Origin of the sequence: Bradyrhizobium sp. C9 (assembly GCF_002532045.1) — a bacterium.
Taxonomy (GTDB): domain Bacteria; phylum Pseudomonadota; class Alphaproteobacteria; order Rhizobiales; family Xanthobacteraceae; genus Bradyrhizobium.
The window spans coordinates 24,591-41,783 of sequence record NZ_NWTG01000022.1 but is presented as its reverse complement, the minus strand read 5'-3'; the positions used below and the strand labels follow the sequence as shown (position 1 = coordinate 41,783).

Sequence of the window (17,193 nt, the reverse complement as noted above, 5' to 3'; positions counted from 1 at the left end):
CCATCTCGCGTGTTCCGTAAGTCCTTGCCATGACAAGTCGCGACCCCCGAATTTGGTTTCCGTTCCGCCTTACTCTCGCCTTGAGGTAGTGAGGCGCACGATGCGACCGGGTTCCCAGGCGGGCACAAAAAAGCCCCGGCGCAAGGCCGGGGCGAGGGTAAGTCAGGGGAGCAGTCGACAGAACAGATGGATCAGTAGCAGCGGTTGATCAGGCGCCAGCGCGGACCCCACGGGGTCGGCACGACGCGGCGCACGTAGCAGCCGCCGCCGTAGCCGTATCCATAGCCGCCGTAATAGGCCGGACCTCCGACGATGACGCGCGGGCCGCCCCACCAGCCGTGGTGCCAACCACCGTGCCAGCCGCCATGCCAGCCACCCCAGGCCGAGGCGGAGGTCGGGGCGAGTGCGGCGGCACCGAGCGAAATTGCGGCAACGGCAGCGAGCGATAATTTGCGTAACATGATCGTCTCCTCGAGGTATGGGCGCGCGCGACGCGCCCGCGGTGACATCGTTTCCCGAGACGTCCTGTGAGGCTTGCGGATTGGGGGGCCAGCAAGGCGTCCGATCGGTGCAGAGCCTAGGCGGCTGCAGCTGAACGGCAGCGGCACGGCGCTGTCAGAATGGGTTCACCTAAGTGAAATCGCGGTAAGTTGGCCGAGCCTGTCTGTGTCCGGGGACCGCCCGGACGACGGTTTTTGTCGTGAAAATCCATCAAAACTAAAGGCTAACGCGTCACAGGGTCGCTTGCCGTTACCCCATCGCGCCGATATAAGCCCCGGCAACTCCCAGCCACTGTTTACAAGGACGAAATCATGGCGATTGAACGCACCTTTTCGATCATCAAGCCCGATGCCACCGAGCGCAACCTGACCGGCGCGGTCAATGCGGTGATCGAGAAGGCGGGCCTGCGGGTCGTGGCGCAGAAGCGCATCCAGATGACCCGCGGCCAGGCCGAAACCTTCTATGCCGTCCACAAGGCGCGCCCGTTCTTCGGCGAGCTGGTCGACTTCATGACCTCCGGCCCCGTCGTGGTCCAGGTGCTGGAAGGCGAGGGCGCCATCCTGAAGTATCGCGACGTGATGGGCGCGACGGATCCGTCGAAGGCCGCCGAAGGCACCATCCGCAAGCTCTATGCGAAGTCGATCGGCGAGAATTCGGTGCACGGTTCGGATGCGCCGGAGACCGCGGTGATCGAGATTGCGCAGTTCTTCGCCGGCAACGAGATCGTCGGCTGACGCCGCACAACTGAAAATGACGCGGTCTCCTGGGGAGACCGTGCCGAAATGAACTGGGAGCGGCGGACCACCGCCGCCAGGGGCGGCCGCAGGGCCGAATAGGACTCGCTGTGGACTGGCTGTGGCAGATCTTTGATCCGGCGTACATCGGCGCGTTCTTCACCGAGTTCAAGAACGAGATGGCGACCCCGACCTTCTGGGTCGCCGTCGGCAAGATCATCTGGATCAACGTCCTGCTGTCGGGCGACAACGCGCTCGTGATCGCGCTGGCCTGCCGCGGGCTCGCGCCGCGCCAGCGCCTGTGGGGCATGATTCTCGGTGCCGCCGCGGCGGTGCTGCTGCGTGTCATCTTCACCGGCATCGTCGCCAGCCTGATGGAGCTTCCCTACCTGAAGCTGGTCGGTGGCCTGGCGCTGATCGTGATCGCCGCCAAGCTCCTGGTGCCGGAGCAGGAGGACGAGGACAGCGTGCACGCGGCCTCGCATCTGTGGGCTGCGGTTCAGATCGTCGTGGTCGCCGACATCGTGATGAGCCTCGACAATGTGATCGCGGTCGCCGCTGCCGCCAACGGCAGTGTGCCACTGCTGGTGCTCGGACTTGCGATCAGCGTTCCCCTGATCGTGGCCGGTGCGGCGCTGATCATGGCGCTGCTCACCAAGCTGCCGGTCCTGGTCTGGGCCGGCGCCGCGCTGCTCGGCTGGATCGCGGGCGACGTCATCGCGACCGATCCGGCCGTGCATCCGAAGCTGAATGCGCTGTTCGCCGGACCGCTAGGTGCGAGGCTCGATTCCTGGCTGACCTCGATCGGGATGTCGCCGCAATTCGCCCATAGCGGCAACGGCGGCGAGATCACGCTCGCCGTGCTCGGCATCGTCGTGGTGCTGCTCATCGGATCGATCTGGCGCCGTCACGCGCTCCGGAAAGCCAAGCACGCCGCCAAAGCGGCGTGAGGGGTCATAGCGTTTTCGAGCGAGGTGGACGCCGGTTCGCGTGAAGAAAACGCGTCAAAACGAGAGAGCTGGACATCGTCGGTTCTGATTGAATCAGAACCGACGACGTCTAGCGCCGCACGATCGAGCCGACGCGACCGACCAGCCGCGCCAGTTGCTTGAAGCGGCTGCCGACGCGGTCGGCGACTAGATCAACCATCCGGTGCTCGAACACCAGCATCAGCTTGCGGCCCTGGGTGCGGAAATGCGTCGCCGGCAGCACGCCGGTGCGCGCCGCCGTGATCAGATGTGCGACACGGAACGCGGCGCCGAGCACGCGCGCGCGCTCGTCCATCGCCGGCGTCACCAGCGCGCGGATCTGCGGCGGCGGTTCGTTCTCCTCGCTGAGGCCGGCGTAGCGATAGAACACCGACAGCGCGACGAAGGCGCGGCCCTGATGCGTGATCGAGCCGAAATTGCCGTTCATGATCAGGCTGAGGGTTTCCTCGCCGCGATGATCCGGATGCACGCGCCAGCCGATATCTGACAGTAGGCAGGCGACGTGACGCAGCCTGCGGTCTTCCTCGGTCTCGCGCAGCCGGACGACGCGCACCAGCCGGTCGGTCCACGCCGTCAGCTCCTGGGCATGGCGGGCCGAGCGCGACAGCAATTCGTTGAGGTTTTGGGCGGCGCAGACCAAGCCATCCTTGGCGCGCTCGGCCTGCGGCAGCATCTCGTAGAGCAGACCCTCGCGCACGCCGAAAGTCGAGAACACGATGGTCTTCGGCTGGGCGGCGCGGATGATGTATTCGAGCACGAGCGCGGCGTAGGCCAACAGCGGTCGCCGCGCATCGGCGACGGATTCGATATTGGCCAGCATGTTGGTCGCCGCCAGCCGCCGCAGCCGCTGCGCGAAGTCGAGCGCGTCCGCCGCCGGAATGGAATAGCCGTGCATCACCTTGAGCGGGTAGCCGCTCTGGATGATGTGGATGCGCGCCAGCGCGCGCCAGGTGCCGCCGACCGCGTAGAAGGTGCGGCCGCGGCCGGTCTTGAGCTGGGCGACGCCGAGCAGCTCGTTCTTGACGATGCGTTCGGCGCGCTTGAGCGATTTGTTCGAGAGGTCCTGCAGCGCCAGGCTGCCGAGCGGCAGCGTTACGCCGCTGCGCACCCGGTTGCCCTTGACGTCGATCAGCTCGAGCGAGCCGCCGCCGAGATCGCCGACGATGCCGTTCGGATTGTGCACGCCCGAGACGACACCGAGCGCAGACAGCTTCGCCTCACGCGGACCGGTGAGGATTTCGATCTTGGCGCCGCAGATGCGCTCGGCCTGGGCGATGAAGTCGGGACCGTTCTTGGCGTCGCGGCAGGCCGCGGTCGCGATCGCGTAGACGCGGCCGACCTGCTGGATTTTGCACAGCGCGCGAAAGCGGCGCAGCGCGGTGAGCGCCTTGTTGACCGCATCGGTTGCGAGCAGGCCGGTGCTCTGCACCTCGCGTCCGAGCCCGCACAGCGCCTTCTCGTTGAAGATGGTGATGAGGCTGCGCGCCATCGCCTCGTAAACCACGAGACGAACCGAGTTCGAGCCGATATCGATCACAGCGACGCTGGAAGCGCGCTTCCGCGGCCGCTTCACCGTAAGGCCCCCTCAAGACGATGGCTGCTGACGCTCGTTACGACGCGTGAGACGGCGCGGTGAAGATTCCTTGAGAGACTTACCACGGCCGGACAGACTCGGATTTGTCATGAAATAGTCATGCAGATTGAAGGGCTCTTCGCCCTTCGCGGCCTTCATACGCGTTGACGATCCGTCCGGCAACAATTGCCAGCTTTGCTCGGTGTCCTTCAGGTTCGCGACCATGATCTGTTCGAGAACCTGCTGATGCACCGTGGGATTTTGCAACGGACAGAGCACCTCGACGCGGCGGTCGAGGTTCCGCGGCATCATGTCGGCGGACGAGATATACACAGCAGCTTTTGCGCTCGGCAGGCCCTGGCCCATGCCGAAGCAATAGATTCGGCCGTGTTCCAGGAACCGGCCGATCACCGATTTGACGCGGATGTTCTCCGACAATCCGGGCAGTCCGGGCCGCAGGCAGCAGATGCCGCGCACCACGAGCTCGATCGAGACGCCGGCCTGCGAGGCCTCATACAGTGCGTCGATGATGTCAGGATCGACCAGCGCGTTCATCTTCATCCAGATCGCGCCGGACCGGCCATGCTTGACGTGAGCAATCTCGCCGTGGATGTGCTCGATGATCCGCTTGCGCAATGTCAGCGGCGACACCGCCATCTTCTCGATGTCGCTCGGCTCGGCATAACCGGTGATGTAGTTGAACACCCGCGCGACGTCGCGGCCGATGATCGGGTCCGACGTAAAGTACGAGACGTCGGTGTAGATGCGGGCCGTGACCGGATGATAGTTGCCGGTGCCGGTGTGCACATAGGTCGTGAGGTTGCCGCTCTCGCGGCGCACCACCATCGACAGCTTGGCGTGCGTCTTCAGTTCGATGAAGCCGTAGACGACCTGCACGCCGGCGCGTTCGAGGTCGCGCGCCCAGCGGATGTTGGCCTCCTCGTCGAAGCGCGCTTTCAATTCGATCAGCGCGGTCACCGACTTGCCGGCTTCGGCGGCGTCCGCCAGCGCGCGCACGATCGGCGAATTGTTCGAGGTGCGATAGAGCGTCTGCTTGATCGCGACCACGTCGGGATCGCGCGCCGCCTGTTGCAGGAACTGGACGACGACGTCGAAGGATTCGTAGGGGTGGTGGACCACGAGATCCTTCTGGCGGATGGCTGCGAAGATATCGCCGCCATGGTCGCGGACGCGTTCAGGATGGCGCGGCACGTAGGGCGGGAATTCGAGGTCGGGGCGATTGAGCCGGGTGAGCTGCGACAGCTCGTTCATCGCGAGCACGCCGTCGACCAGGATCACTTCATCGTCCGCGGCCGACAAGGCGTGCTGCACGAAGACGCGGAGCTCTTCGGGCATCGTGGCCTCGATCTCGAGCCGGATCACCGATCCGCGCCGGCGGCGCTTGAGCGCTGTCTCGAACAGGCGAACGAGGTCCTCGGCCTCTTCCTCGATTTCGAGTTCGGAGTCCCTGATGATGCGGAACGCGCCCTGGCCCTTGACGGTGTAGCCGGGGAACAGGCGACCGATGAACAGGCCGGTGGCCTGCTCGAGCGTGATCAGCCGGGCCGGCGCGCCTTCCTTGGTCGAGGGAATGCGGATGAAGCGGTCGATCTTGCCGGGCATGCGGATCAGCGCGTTCATCGCCTTGCCGTCGGCGACCCGCGACAATTGCAGCGCGACCGTGAAGCCGAGGTTCGGGATGAACGGGAACGGATGAGCCGGGTCGATCGCCAGCGGTGTCAGCAGCGGGAAGATGTTGTGGAGGAAGTGATCCTCGATCCAGGTACGTTCGGACTTGGTGACGTCGCGCCCGTCGACCAGCTGGATGCCGACCTTGGACAGGATCTCGCGCAGGTCGCTCCAGATCGCCTGCTGGTCGGAGGCGAGCTGCGACACGGTCTTGTTGATCATCACGAGCTGCTCGGCCGGCAGCAGGCCGTCCGGGCTGCGCTCGGTGATGCCCTCGCGGACCTGCGCCTTGATGCCGGCGACGCGGACCATGAAGAACTCGTCGAGGTTATTCGCCGAAATCGACAGGAAGCGAACCCGCTCCAGCACCGGATGGCCGAGATTGACCGATTCCTCGAGCACCCGGCGGTTGAAGTGCAGCCAGGACAGCTCCCGGTTGATGAAGCGCTCGGGGCTGCTTGCGATCGCGGGGACGGGCGGGAGTTCCGCCTCTTTCTCTTTGATTTCAGGTGCTTGTGCCGAGTCCATCAAGTGCTGGTCCAATTCCGGGCAGGGGGCTGGGGCGGTCTAGCCGAGGGCCGCGCAGACCATGTGATATTGCGATGACGTTTCGATGACATTGATGTTCCGCTGGCCTGCGCCGTCAAGCCGCGGCACGCCTCAGGCATCGCGCAACAGCTCGGCCGCCAGCGCCCGGGTCACCGGCCGGCCGAGCCGCAGCGCCTCGGTGTCGAGCAGCTCGACCGCCTGGCGGACAGCGGTATAGGACCGCTCGATCCGGTTGGTCAGGTAGCTGACGAGCGGCTCGTCCACGCTCATCTGGCGGTCGGCGCAGAACTTGACGATCAGACCGCGGAACAGCTGGTCATCGGGCGGCTGCAGGGTCACCGTCGGCACCGCGCGGAGCCGGGAGCGCAGATCGCGCAGCTCGATCTCGAACGAAGACGGCGGGACGCGTGCCGTGATCAGCACGAAGGCATCGTCCTGGCGGGCGAGATTCATCAGATGGAACATCGCGCGCTCGTCGAAGTCCGACGGCCTGAGGTCCTCGACCACCAGCGCGCCGGTCGCAAGCGCGGTCGGCACCGTGTCGGCGGTCAGCGCATGCGCCGCGGTCGAGCGCGCGCCGGCGCTCTCGGCCCAGATCGCAGCGAGGTGGCTTTTGCCGGAGCCTTCGGGCCCCACCAGCAGCATGATTCGGTTCGGCCAGTCAGGCCAGCCATCGATCAGCGCCAGCGCCGCCTCATTGGCGGGCCCCTCAAGGAAATCGTCGCGGGTCAGCTTCTCCTCGTGCGGCAGGGCCAAGGCCAATTGACGAGGTTGAACGCTACCGGCCACGCAAATCTCCAAACTACTTTATTTTAGCATGATCCCTGCGCAAACGCTTCGCGTTTGTCGCGGGAGAATCGGTTTCCACTTTTGCCGGATCGTGCGCTACCGAGCCTCGATCGTGCTCATGTGCCGCACCCACTCCACGAGATAGAGGGACACCGATCCCAAAGTAAAGATCGTGACCAGGCCCATCAGGATCAGGTCGTACGGATGCGGCTGAAAGCCGAAGCCGAGCGAGGCCAGCACGAGTGCCGCGAACGCGACCTGCGCAACCGTGTTCAGCTTCGACACCATCAGCGGCTTCATCTCGACCGGCTTGTCGAACAACCATGACACAATCACGGCGGAGACGATCATGATGTCGCGCGACACCACCAGAATCACGATCCAGCGTGGCACCGCGCCCCAGATTCCGAGCGCGACATAGATCGACACCAAGAGCGCCTTGTCGGCGAGCGGGTCGAGCAGGGCGCCGAGCTCGCTCGCCATGTTGAAGCGCTTGGCAAGGAAACCGTCGACCGCGTCCGAGACGCCGGCGATCACGAAGATCGCGAACGCGATCTCCATCTGGCTCGAGACGATGGCCCAGACGATCACCGGCACCAGGATGATGCGGGCGAGGGTGATGATGTTCGGAATGCTCAACTTGAATCGCTTCCCGGCTAGAAGCCTGATTTTACTCGATATCCGGCTCTTTTGCGCGGCGGCCGGGTGTTATCTACATAGTATCGCTGCAGCATTGCCGCGAGCCATTGCGCGGGGGCGGAATTCCTCGTAACCAGCCCCTTATCATCTGGAATTGGGCATGACCGAGCGCAAAAACGGGCTCACTTACGCGGATTCGGGTGTCGATATCGACGCCGGCAATCGTCTGGTCGATCTGATCAAGCCGATGGTGCGGGCCACCGCACGGCCGGGCGCGGACGCCGAGATCGGCGGATTCGGTGGGCTGTTCGACCTCAAGGCCGCGGGCTTCAAGGATCCGGTCCTGGTGGCCGCGACCGACGGCGTCGGCACCAAGCTGAAGATCGCGATCGAGACCGGCATCCACAGCGGTATCGGCATCGACTTGGTCGCGATGTCGGTCAACGACCTCGTCGTGCAGGGCGCGGAACCGCTGTTCTTCCTCGACTATTTCGCCTGCGGCAAGCTGCATCCGGAGGCCACCGCGCAGATCGTCGCCGGCATCGCGGAAGGTTGCCGCGAATCCGGCTGCGCGCTGATCGGCGGCGAGACCGCCGAGATGCCCGGCCTCTACAAGGACGGCGACTACGACCTTGGCGGCTTTGCGGTCGGCGCGGCCGAGCGCGGCACCCTGCTGCCGACCGGGGATATCGCGGCGGGCGATGCCGTGGTCGGCCTGGCGTCCTCGGGCGTGCACTCCAATGGCTATTCGCTGGTGCGCAAGATCGTCGAGCAGTCCGGCGTGGCCTATGATGCGCCGGCGCCGTTCGCACCGGTCATGACGCTCGGTGCGGCGCTGCTGACGCCGACCAGGCTCTATGTGAAATCCTGCCTGCGCGCGATCCGCGAGACCGGCGCGGTGAAGGGGCTCGCCCATATCACCGGCGGCGGCTTCACCGATAACATCCCGCGTGTGCTGCCGAAGCATCTCGGCGTCGGCATCGACCTGGCGCGGCTGCCGGTGCTGCCGGTGTTCAAGTGGCTGGCCGAGCAGGGCGGCATCGCCGAGCTCGAACTGCTGCGCACCTTCAATTGCGGCATCGGCATGATCGCGATCGTCAAGGCCGATGCGGTCGATGCGGTGACCGAGGCCTTCACCGCCGGCGGCGAGACCGTGACGCTGCTCGGCGAGGTCATCGAGGCCAAGGACGAGCATCGCGTGGTCTATCACGGTCATCTCGATCTCTCGCGATGAAGCGCCGCACAGCCATCCTGATCTCCGGCCGCGGCTCCAACATGGCCGCGCTGATCGAGGCTGCGAAGGCCGCGGATTTTCCTGCCGAGATCGTCGCCGTGATCTCCAACCGCGCCAACGCTCCGGGGCTCGAGAAGGCGGCCGCGAGCGGCATTCCGACCATCGTCATTGAGAGCAAGCCGTTCGGCAAGGACCGCGCCGGCTTCGAGGCGGCGCTGCAGCGGGCGCTCGACGATAGCCAGGTCGAGCTGATCTGCCTCGGCGGCTTCATGCGGCTGTTTACCGCCGAATTCGTCCGGCACTGGTACGGACGGATGCTCAACATCCATCCGTCGCTGCTGCCGAGCTTTCCTGGCCTCGATCCGCATGGCCAGGCCTTGCGTGCAGGGGTCAAGCTGTCCGGCGCGACGGTGCATTTCGTGATCCCGGAGACCGACGCCGGACCGATCGTGATGCAGGGTGCGGTCACCGTGGCTGACGACGACACAGCGGAGACGCTCGCCGCACGCGTGATCACCATCGAGCATCGCATCTATCCGGAGGCGCTGCGGCTGCTGGCGAGCGGCCGGCTCAAGCTCGAAGGCGATCTCTGCAGGACGCAAGGCAGCGCAGCAACCGACAGCACGCTGATCGCGCCGGCGCCTTAGGGCGCGGTTGCACGAGAGATCCCCGAGAGCAATCCCCCGGGTGATGCGGCCGGGGGAGGCGCCAGGATGAATTCCGCCGACAGCGGCGCTCAGTGAACCTTGAGGTTCTCTGCCGACGCCTTGCCGCGGTTCTCGACCAGCTCGTACTCGACGGTCTGGTTCTCGTTCAATGTGCTGAGACCTGCGCGTTCGACCGCCGAGATGTGAACGAACACATCCTTGTCGCCGACGGCCGGCTTGATGAACCCGTAGCCTTTGGTCGGGTTGAACCATTTGACGGTACCCTTCGGCATCGTCGCTCTCCCAGTCTAGACATAAAAAAGACGCGGCCACGTTTTCCACGTGCCACGCCACAAGCGGGCTTTGCGCTGTCTGTTCAATTCCCGGGTCTCGATATCCAAGGTCTTCAAGTCCGAAGTTTCGCCTCTCGAAGCCTGTACATTGAAGCCTTGGCTATCAACATCGTGAAACGCACAGTCGAACGGCCGCAATCCGATTGTGAAGGGATTGCAACACGAAATCTGCGCCTTAGCAAGCGCGCTGGTTTTCGCGTGACGCAACCTCAGCCTGTGCCGGCTGAACTCCGGCGCGGCGCGTTCGGCCACTGGCCGACGGCCGGACGTGCCGGAACCTGGTTTGCTAACCCCGATCCACCCGCACCACGCGGCCCTTGTCGATCGCAAGCGCGAGCTGCCCGCGCTTGAGCTTGAGCGCCGCCTCGCCGAACAGTTCGCGCCGCCAGCCGTGCAGGGCGCCGACCTCGGCCTCATCGCTGGCCGCGATCTGCTCGAGGTCGTCGACGGTGGCGATCACCTTGCTGGCGACGCCGTGGCGCTCCGAGGTCATGCGGAGCAGCACCTTCAACAGCTCGACGGTCGCCGCGCCGTTGGAATTGTTTCTCGGCTTTTCCAGCTTGGGGAGCGTCGCCGGGTCGCGGGCGAGCCCGCGTTGCACCGCAGCGATGATGTCGGCCCCCCATTTCGAGCGCTCGAAACCCTTCGGCAGCGAACGCAGATTGCCGAGCTTGTCGAGCGAGGTCGGCGCATGAGTGGCGATGTCGCCGACCGCATCGTCCTTGAGCACGCGCGAGCGCGGTACGTCGCGGCTCTGCGCCTCCTGCTCGCGCCAGGCGGCAACCTCGATCAGCACAGCGAGCTCGCGCGGCTTGCGGACGCGGGTCTTGAGCCGCTCCCAGGCGCGCTCGGGATGGAAGTCGTAGGTCTTCGGCGAGGTCAGGATTTCCATTTCCTCGCTGACCCAGTCGCTGCGATCGCGCTTCTTCAGATCGGCATCGAGCGCCGCGAACACTTCGCGCAGATGGGTGACGTCGGAGACGGCGTAGTGCAGTTGCTCCTCGGTCAGCGGGCGCCGCGACCAGTCGGTGAAACGATGGGTCTTGTCGGGGCGGTGGCCGGTGACGCGATCGACCAGCTGGTCATAGGCGATGCTGTCGCCATAGCCGAGCACCATGGCCGCGACCTGGGTGTCGAAGATCGGATGCGGGATCGTGCCGGAGAGGTGCCAGACGATTTCGATGTCCTGCCGCGCGGCATGAAACACCTTCAGTACGGCCTCGTTCGACATCAGATCGAAGAACGGCTTGAGGTCGATGCCGGGCGCCAGCGCATCGACCACGACAGCTTCTTCCGCACTGGCCATCTGCACGACGCAGAGCAGGGGATAGTAGGTCGTCTCCCGCAGAAACTCGGTGTCGACGGTGATGACCTTGTGTTTGGCGAGCCGGTCGCAGGCGGCGGCGAGGTCGGAGGTCGTGCTAATCAGATCCATGAACAGTCCATGACGGCTTGACCCCACGCGTTCTGCCGAAAGGGCAGCTATGTCAAGGGTCTTGCAGGGATTTTGGCCCTGCATGAGGTGAGGGACAGGGCATTTTTGAATTGATCGGGCGCGATTCGAGGGCCTTTTCGGCCCGGTTGTGCCGCGAATCCCCCCGGGGTCCTGGCAAAGGCCAGGACCCCTAAGCAGCGAAATCTGCTGGTCGGGGGACCTCGGCCGAAGCCTCGCGCGGCGATGGGCATTGGGGCAATGGGTCCTGGCCTTCGCCAGGACCACGATGAGGATGGTGCTCGCGCGATGTAACGGGTCGTCAATAGCGAACCCCCATCTTCGGTGTCGTCGCCCTTCGGTGTCATCATCCAGGCTTTGGATGCCGCCGAACATGCCCCCCGCGATCTGCGATGCCTTCTCGGTCTCCACTCCGCGCGACGAACGTGGCTCACGCGACAAACGTCAAGCACGCGGGAGCGGCACTTGGATGGTGATGTCACGCGGGAGTATAAGGATGTCTATGGTCTTCCCCTGTCGAACCGGATTCGCTGTCGGCTAACGCATTCCAGCCCGACGCGAAACAGGGCTCCGACGGGTGCAGTTGTCGCGATCTCAGAAGCAGCCGAGTGAGGATCGTCCCGATGGAGCCCCACCACGCGAACCAGATCGAGGAAACGATCGAACGCGATGTTCGGCTCGACCTGTTCAGAGGGCTCGGGTTGTGGATGATATTTCTGGATCACATCCCCAATGATGGAGCCATCGGCTGGATCACGCTGCGCAACTACGGCTTCAGCGACGCTGCGGAGTTCTTCGTTTTCATTTCGGGGTACCTTGCCGGTTTCATCTACGGCCCGATCATCGCTGTCGGTTTCCTGCCGTCTGCGGCGAAGCGGCTGTGGACGCGGGCCGCGCATATCTACGCCGCGCATATCATGCTGTTTCTGATCTTCACGGCCCAGGTTGCGAGAACCTCCCGACGGCTCGACAATCCGATGTATGAAAACGAATTCAACGTTTTCAATTTTCTCCAGCATCCGGATATCCTGATCGGGCAGGCGCTCACCCTGCGATACAAGCCCGTCGATCTCGACGTGCTGCCGCTGTTCATTGTCTTGCTGCTGGCGTCCCCACTGGTCATCTGGGGCCTGGTGCGCCGTCCCAATCTCACGTTGCTGGCTTCGATTGTTCTCTACGTGCTCGCGCGATGGTTCGATTGGAACATCGCCTCCTATCCGCCGGGCACGACGTGGTACTTCAATCCATTCTGCTGGCAGCTGCTCTTTGTCTTCGGCCAGTGGTGCGGGGTGGGCGCATCGTCCCAGATCTCCCGACTCATCCAGTCGCAGATCGTTGCGGCGATAGCGATTGCCTGGCTGATCTTTGCGTTCCTGATCGTCATGACCTGGCATTTCCATGCGCTGGAGGCGTTCATACCGGGATGGATGATGAAGTTCATCTATCCGATCGACAAGACCGATCTGGATATGCTGCGTTTGACCCACTTCCTCGCGCTCGCGGTCATCGTCCACCGCCTGATTCCGCAGGACTGGCCGCCGCTGAAATTCCGATCGGTGCGTCCGCTCACCCTGTGCGGCGAGCATTCGCTTCCGATCTTCTGCCTCGGGGTCTTGCTTTCGTTCTCCGCCCATTGGGTCCTGATCCAATATAGTGGAGCGGTCATCGCACAGCTCGCGGTGAGCGCGGCCGGAATCGGGATCATGATCGTCGTGGCGTGGCTGCTGCACCGCGCCGACGACATTCCGAATTTGTTCGTGGATGTGACGAATGCAGATCTTCGGCAGAAGATCGGGCGACCGAACTAGATCGTGGACTCTTTCCCTTACTGGATTTTCAGGAAGTGGGTGTGATAATCGACACAACCTGAAGTCGATCGACCAGCAAGGAGCCGCCGTGACTGCGATGCCGCCCGAGGCTGTTACCAGCGAACTGTTCCATATCGCCTCTGACATCCCGGAGCATCGCCGCGACGCCGTGCTCGACGACATCAGCAGCATCATCGACACGAACTGGCTGACGGAAGAAAGATTCTGGTCTCGCCAGCACTCGCCGTTCAAGCCGGACCACGGCATCGTCCTGCTCCACCATGACGGTGAATGCGTGGCCTACATGATCGTTCAGCGCCTGGCCGTCGCCGACACGCCGGTGGTCTATCTTTCAGGTACAGCGGTCAGGGACTGCTATCGTGGTCGCGGCTTCTTCAAGCGGATGTTCGATACGGCAATGGCGGCGGAGTTCGGTGACCGGACGGCGCCGGCAGAATTCTGCCTGTGCTGGCGGACCCGAAATCCCATCATCTACGTATTGGGTCGCGCGCAATGCCGAAGCGTCGTGCCGGCGATCGCGGCCGAAACACACGCGGGCGATCTCGACGCGCTTTGTCTCAGCCTGGCTGCGACCCTGTACCCTCGTCAGGCGGTCGAGAAGGCGACGATGGCGATGCGGGGCGCCTACGGCCGGCTTCGCTATCGCGATGAGCCGACGAGCCAGACTTCACCCGATGTCGACCGCTGGTTCGCGCAGACCATTCCCGACGGCGCCGATGCGGTGTTCTGCGCCGGATGGGCGCGCAACCGCTGGTCGCGGCGCTGAGCGGCGGCGGCCGTGCGGTGAAGGTCGGCGTTGGACCGGATGATTGTGCGGCCGGAGCAGATCTTGGATTAATCGGTCGCGCCCGACGAAATGGTTAGGATGCGCTCACGCGTCATCATGCAGGAACGCATATGTGATCCGGCGCTAGACCCGCGCGGTATCTGTCGTACATCAGTTGGTACGCGGCCTCGATGTGCTTTCCGAACAAGGCAGTGTCAAAAAGAGGCGCTGTCGCTCGGTTCTGTGCAAGTTCGGACTTGATGCCAGCGAGCCTGTCGGGACAAGTCGCCAGGTGGATTGCGAGCCTTTCGTACTCTTCGGTCGTTTGGGCGATAAGCTTGGGTAATCCAACTGCGCTTAACAAGCTCGCCGCAACTCTGCCGGCAAATGTCTTTCCGGATTGGGTCAGCACCGGCAGACCTGCCCAAAGCGCGTCACTCGCTGTCGTATGGCCGTTATACGGCAAGGTATCAAGAAACAGGTCCGCGAGGCGATGTCGCGCTAGGTGTTTCGCGGGCTTTATTCGTTCGGCAAATATCAGCCGGGACGGATCGACCTGACGCGCCTCTGCCTCCTTCCGAAGGTTTTGCATGGTCGTCTGATTATCTGCCAGCAACCAGAGCGCGCTTCCTTCAACGGCCGTTAGAATGCGCATCCAGCACGTGAACGTTGCAGGCAGGATCTTGTAACTGTTGTTAAAACAACAGAAGACGATTTGATCTTCCGGCAGTCCCCAATCGCGTCTTGTGATCCCGTCGTCCGCTATAAGCCGCTTCCGGTCGTTGGGCTGATAGCAATGCGGGAGAGTTACAAACTTCTCCGAATATGCGGCCTGATCGGCATTGGTCAGGGTAATTGCATCACCGATGATGTAGTCGATGTATGGAGCGGCCATGGTTCCCGCGTAGCCGAGGTAATTCACCTGTATCGGAGCCGGACGATGCGCAAAGACGTTTGTGCGTGCGCCTTTGGTGAAACCATTCAAATCAACGAGAATGTCGATTTCAGCGTCCGCAATCATGCGTGCGATTTCGACATCTGCGCGATCTTCGCATGACAGAAAGTGGTCGAAAGAGGCGGACAACCTCGCGTGCATGTTTGATTTGTCATCCCGGCCCAAAGAATACGCGAAAATCTCGAACCGTGCTCTATCATGTACCTCGAACAGCTCCGCAATCAGGTGAGCTGTCGCATGCTCGCGAAAGTCCGTCGAGACATACCCGAGGCGGATCTTGTCATGAGGGCCAGTCACGCTGCTCGACATCGGTGCGGATGCCGCCGGGTACCTTTTGGTTATCCACGCTTGAGCGCATGTGAGGTGGTCGTCAGATGAATCAGTGAGCGAAAGCAAAGCGAAAGGACCGCAACTCGCATGGCCGGACCGGATGGATTCTGTCAGGTGGGCGAGTTCTGCCACTAACCCTTTCCAGTCGCAGAGCTTCATCTTCGTATGAAGTCGTGCCCCCGCAAGATCCCCCAAGCACGGGTCAATGGAAAAGGCTTTATCATAGGCGCCGAACGCTTCGTCATACCGATTGAGGTCGTAGAGCGCATTGCCGCGGCCAAAATGGGCCTCTGCGAGCTGCGGTTTGAGCGACAGCGCTTTGTCGTAGGCAGCAATCGCATCCGGGCAACGCCTCACCACCAAAAGTGCATTGCCTAGATTTGCATAGGTTTCGGCGCATGTTGGGTTCCGCAATATTGCTTCATTGAAGTCCGCGATTGCATGATCGTGTTCTCCAAGGTCGTTGTATGTCGCCCCTCTGCTGTTCCATATCGCTGCATCTTTCGGATTGAGAGCCAGAGCCTTGTTGAACTTTTCGAGTGCTTGTCTGGGCTTGTTCAGGTGCTTTGACACAATTCCGTAATTGTAGAACGACGCGTATGAGGCCTGATTGATCGCTGTTGCTTTCTCGATGTGCCGCTCAGCTTCTGCAAAGCGTTCTGTGGCCATCAAGACGACCGTCAGCAAATTGAGCGCCGCAACGTTGGCTGGATCGGCTTTGACGACGCGGTCGAAGAGGCGCTCGGCCCGGGCCAAGTTTCGACTGTTGAGCGCGGCGAGCGCATCTCTAAAGATTTTTGCGACGGCAGTCATCCGATACAGCCTCCGGTAGTGGAGAGTGTGGACGAGCCCTATACGTGTTTATCGATGTCGTCTATCCCGAAAGTTGCATGCGTCCTACGCTCGGCGACGGCGAGCGCACGCTGACTTTTGTGCCGTCTGGCTATCAGTGATTGGCGATCCGCCCGGCGTCGACCGGCGCGGAGACGTGGCCCGGATTGACCCGCGTTTCGCTCGCGTGAATGCGCGACGGCCATCCGTGCCGTGAGGCCAGCATGGTGAGCTTGTCCCTGACGAGATAATGCGCGGGGCTTTCGAGGAAGCGCCAGACGAACCATGCCAGCGCCACCATGCTTGCCACCACGAGCGTGGTCGAAAACGCGTCCGGCGCCGGCGTCGTCAGGAGCAGGATCACGTAACCGAGCTGCAGGTGCAGCAGATAGAGCGGGTACGTGATGCCGCCCACGGCCCTGACCAGGCTGTCAGGCAGCGGCACCGACTTGATCCGGGTGGCGGCGAACACGATGCCGAGTGAGACGATGCAGATCACGGCCACGACGCGCGGATCGAAGCTGCCATGGGTGTGGACGCCGAGCCGCTCCAGCTTGTGCACCGCCTGGAAGGTTGCCGTGCCTATCGCCAGCGTCAGCAGGCTGTAGAGCCTGGTGTCGCGCCGCCCGCGGTAGTGCTCGTAGATCAGCAGCCCGACGGCGAAGAAGCCGCTGTCGTCGGCCATGAACAGCTTCTCGAACAGCGGAACGTCCAACGTCAGCTCGTTGGCGAAAGTGATGGCGATCCACGCCAGGATGATGGTGTCGATCTTCCGCGGGAAGACGCCCCAGGCCAAAAACAGCGCGACCCAGACGTAGAACACGACCTCGATCACCAGTGACCAGTAGGCGTCGTCCATGTAGGGCTGACCGAGCATCGGCGCCGCGATGAACAGGTTCGCCAGCCATTGGCTCCAGGTCACGTGGAAATACGCCTGGCCCAGCAGCAGCGTAGTGAGGAAGGTCAGCGTCATGCAGATGACGAAGGTCGGATAGATCCGGCTGAAGCGGGCGATCGCAAAACCGACCGGCGTGCGGCCTTCGGCCGAATAGGCGATGACGAAGCCGGAGATCGCGAAGAATACGGGGACGCCGAGGAAGCCGTATTGGGCGACCGGGGCGAGGTACGGCAACGCCACCTTCTGGACGCCGTGCGATGCGGTGCCCCAGAAGCCGTAATGGTACAGGATCACGGCCCCGACCGCGGCGAGCCGCAGCAGGTCCAGTACGGGAACCCGGGTCGGATCCGATTGTTTGGGTACGCTCGGCATAGGCCTTCAATGATGGCGGCGAGGCATGAAGGCGTTCTTAACCCGGCCGGCCGAACGCCCGG

General features: G+C 63.2%; 15 protein-coding genes. 6 read left to right on the top strand and 9 right to left on the bottom strand.

The features are described 5' to 3' along the window. Positions 1-191: 191 nt before the first annotated feature. The gene (locus CO675_RS31105) at positions 192-461 is read right to left on the bottom strand and encodes a sulfur globule protein precursor (RefSeq protein ID WP_097675664.1); all 270 of its coding nucleotides are present in this window, start codon (positions 459-461) and stop codon (positions 192-194) included. A 351-nt stretch (positions 462-812) separates the two neighbouring features. Between CO675_RS31105 and ndk the strand changes: the two genes are divergently transcribed. Together ndk and CO675_RS31095 are read left to right on the top strand one after the other, a co-directional pair. Then, on the top strand, positions 813-1,235 hold the full coding sequence (gene ndk / locus CO675_RS31100) for a nucleoside-diphosphate kinase (protein ID WP_050425938.1): 423 nt from the start codon (positions 813-815) through the stop codon (positions 1,233-1,235). 110 nt (positions 1,236-1,345) lie between these two features. Then, entirely contained in the window at positions 1,346-2,185 is an 840-nt protein-coding gene (locus CO675_RS31095; protein ID WP_097675592.1) for a TerC family protein, read from the top strand. A gap of 109 nt (positions 2,186-2,294) precedes the next feature. On the opposite strand, the gene ppx is transcribed toward CO675_RS31095, so the two are convergent. From ppx to CO675_RS31075, 4 genes are all read right to left on the bottom strand, one after another. Continuing rightward, entirely contained in the window at positions 2,295-3,797 is a 1,503-nt protein-coding gene (ppx, locus tag CO675_RS31090; protein WP_097675591.1) for an exopolyphosphatase, read from the bottom strand. Positions 3,798-3,809: 12 nt separating this feature from the next. Further along, positions 3,810-6,014 (bottom strand): RNA degradosome polyphosphate kinase, encoded by a 2,205-nt coding sequence (locus CO675_RS31085; protein ID WP_097675590.1) that lies wholly within the window; start codon positions 6,012-6,014, stop codon positions 3,810-3,812. 132 nt (positions 6,015-6,146) lie between these two features. Further along, positions 6,147-6,824 (bottom strand): P-loop NTPase family protein, encoded by a 678-nt coding sequence (locus tag CO675_RS31080; RefSeq protein ID WP_097675663.1) that lies wholly within the window; start codon positions 6,822-6,824, stop codon positions 6,147-6,149. A 96-nt stretch (positions 6,825-6,920) separates the two neighbouring features. Further along, complete coding sequence (locus CO675_RS31075) at positions 6,921-7,463, bottom strand: CDP-alcohol phosphatidyltransferase family protein (RefSeq protein WP_050401447.1); 543 nt, start codon at positions 7,461-7,463, stop codon at positions 6,921-6,923. Positions 7,464-7,623: 160 nt separating this feature from the next. On the opposite strand from CO675_RS31075, the gene purM reads away from it, so the two are divergent. Both purM and purN read left to right on the top strand, forming a co-directional pair. After that, positions 7,624-8,697, top strand: coding sequence for a phosphoribosylformylglycinamidine cyclo-ligase (purM, locus tag CO675_RS31070; RefSeq protein ID WP_097675589.1), 1,074 nt, complete (start codon positions 7,624-7,626; stop codon positions 8,695-8,697). Beyond that, positions 8,694-9,344: a phosphoribosylglycinamide formyltransferase gene (gene purN, locus CO675_RS31065; RefSeq protein ID WP_097675588.1), complete on the top strand. Its 651-nt coding sequence runs from the start codon at positions 8,694-8,696 to the stop codon at positions 9,342-9,344. Before purM ends, purN begins: the two co-directional genes overlap by 4 nt. Before the next feature lie 89 nt (positions 9,345-9,433). Here the strand turns inward: purN and CO675_RS31060 are convergent, their stop codons facing one another. Next, the gene (locus CO675_RS31060; RefSeq protein WP_021079877.1) at positions 9,434-9,637 is read right to left on the bottom strand and encodes a cold-shock protein; all 204 of its coding nucleotides are present in this window, start codon (positions 9,635-9,637) and stop codon (positions 9,434-9,436) included. A gap of 346 nt (positions 9,638-9,983) precedes the next feature. Beyond that, a complete protein-coding gene (gene rnd / locus CO675_RS31055) occupies positions 9,984-11,132 on the bottom strand; it encodes a ribonuclease D (RefSeq protein WP_097675587.1) in 1,149 nt (382 codons plus the stop codon). A 641-nt stretch (positions 11,133-11,773) separates the two neighbouring features. On the opposite strand from rnd, the gene CO675_RS31050 reads away from it, so the two are divergent. Together CO675_RS31050 and CO675_RS31045 are read left to right on the top strand one after the other, a co-directional pair. Next, the gene (locus tag CO675_RS31050) at positions 11,774-12,958 is read left to right on the top strand and encodes an OpgC domain-containing protein (RefSeq protein ID WP_097675586.1); all 1,185 of its coding nucleotides are present in this window, start codon (positions 11,774-11,776) and stop codon (positions 12,956-12,958) included. Between the two features lie 88 nt (positions 12,959-13,046). Beyond that, entirely contained in the window at positions 13,047-13,745 is a 699-nt protein-coding gene (locus tag CO675_RS31045) for a GNAT family N-acetyltransferase (RefSeq protein ID WP_158231336.1), read from the top strand. Between the two features lie 115 nt (positions 13,746-13,860). On the opposite strand, the gene CO675_RS31040 is transcribed toward CO675_RS31045, so the two are convergent. Both CO675_RS31040 and CO675_RS31035 read right to left on the bottom strand, forming a co-directional pair. Next, positions 13,861-15,843 carry an O-linked N-acetylglucosamine transferase, SPINDLY family protein gene (locus CO675_RS31040; protein ID WP_097675584.1) on the bottom strand — a complete coding sequence of 661 codons (1,983 nt, stop codon included), beginning with the start codon at positions 15,841-15,843 and terminating at the stop codon, positions 13,861-13,863. 133 nt (positions 15,844-15,976) lie between these two features. Continuing rightward, positions 15,977-17,131 (bottom strand): acyltransferase family protein, encoded by a 1,155-nt coding sequence (locus CO675_RS31035; RefSeq protein WP_097675583.1) that lies wholly within the window; start codon positions 17,129-17,131, stop codon positions 15,977-15,979. Positions 17,132-17,193: the final 62 nt, after the last annotated feature.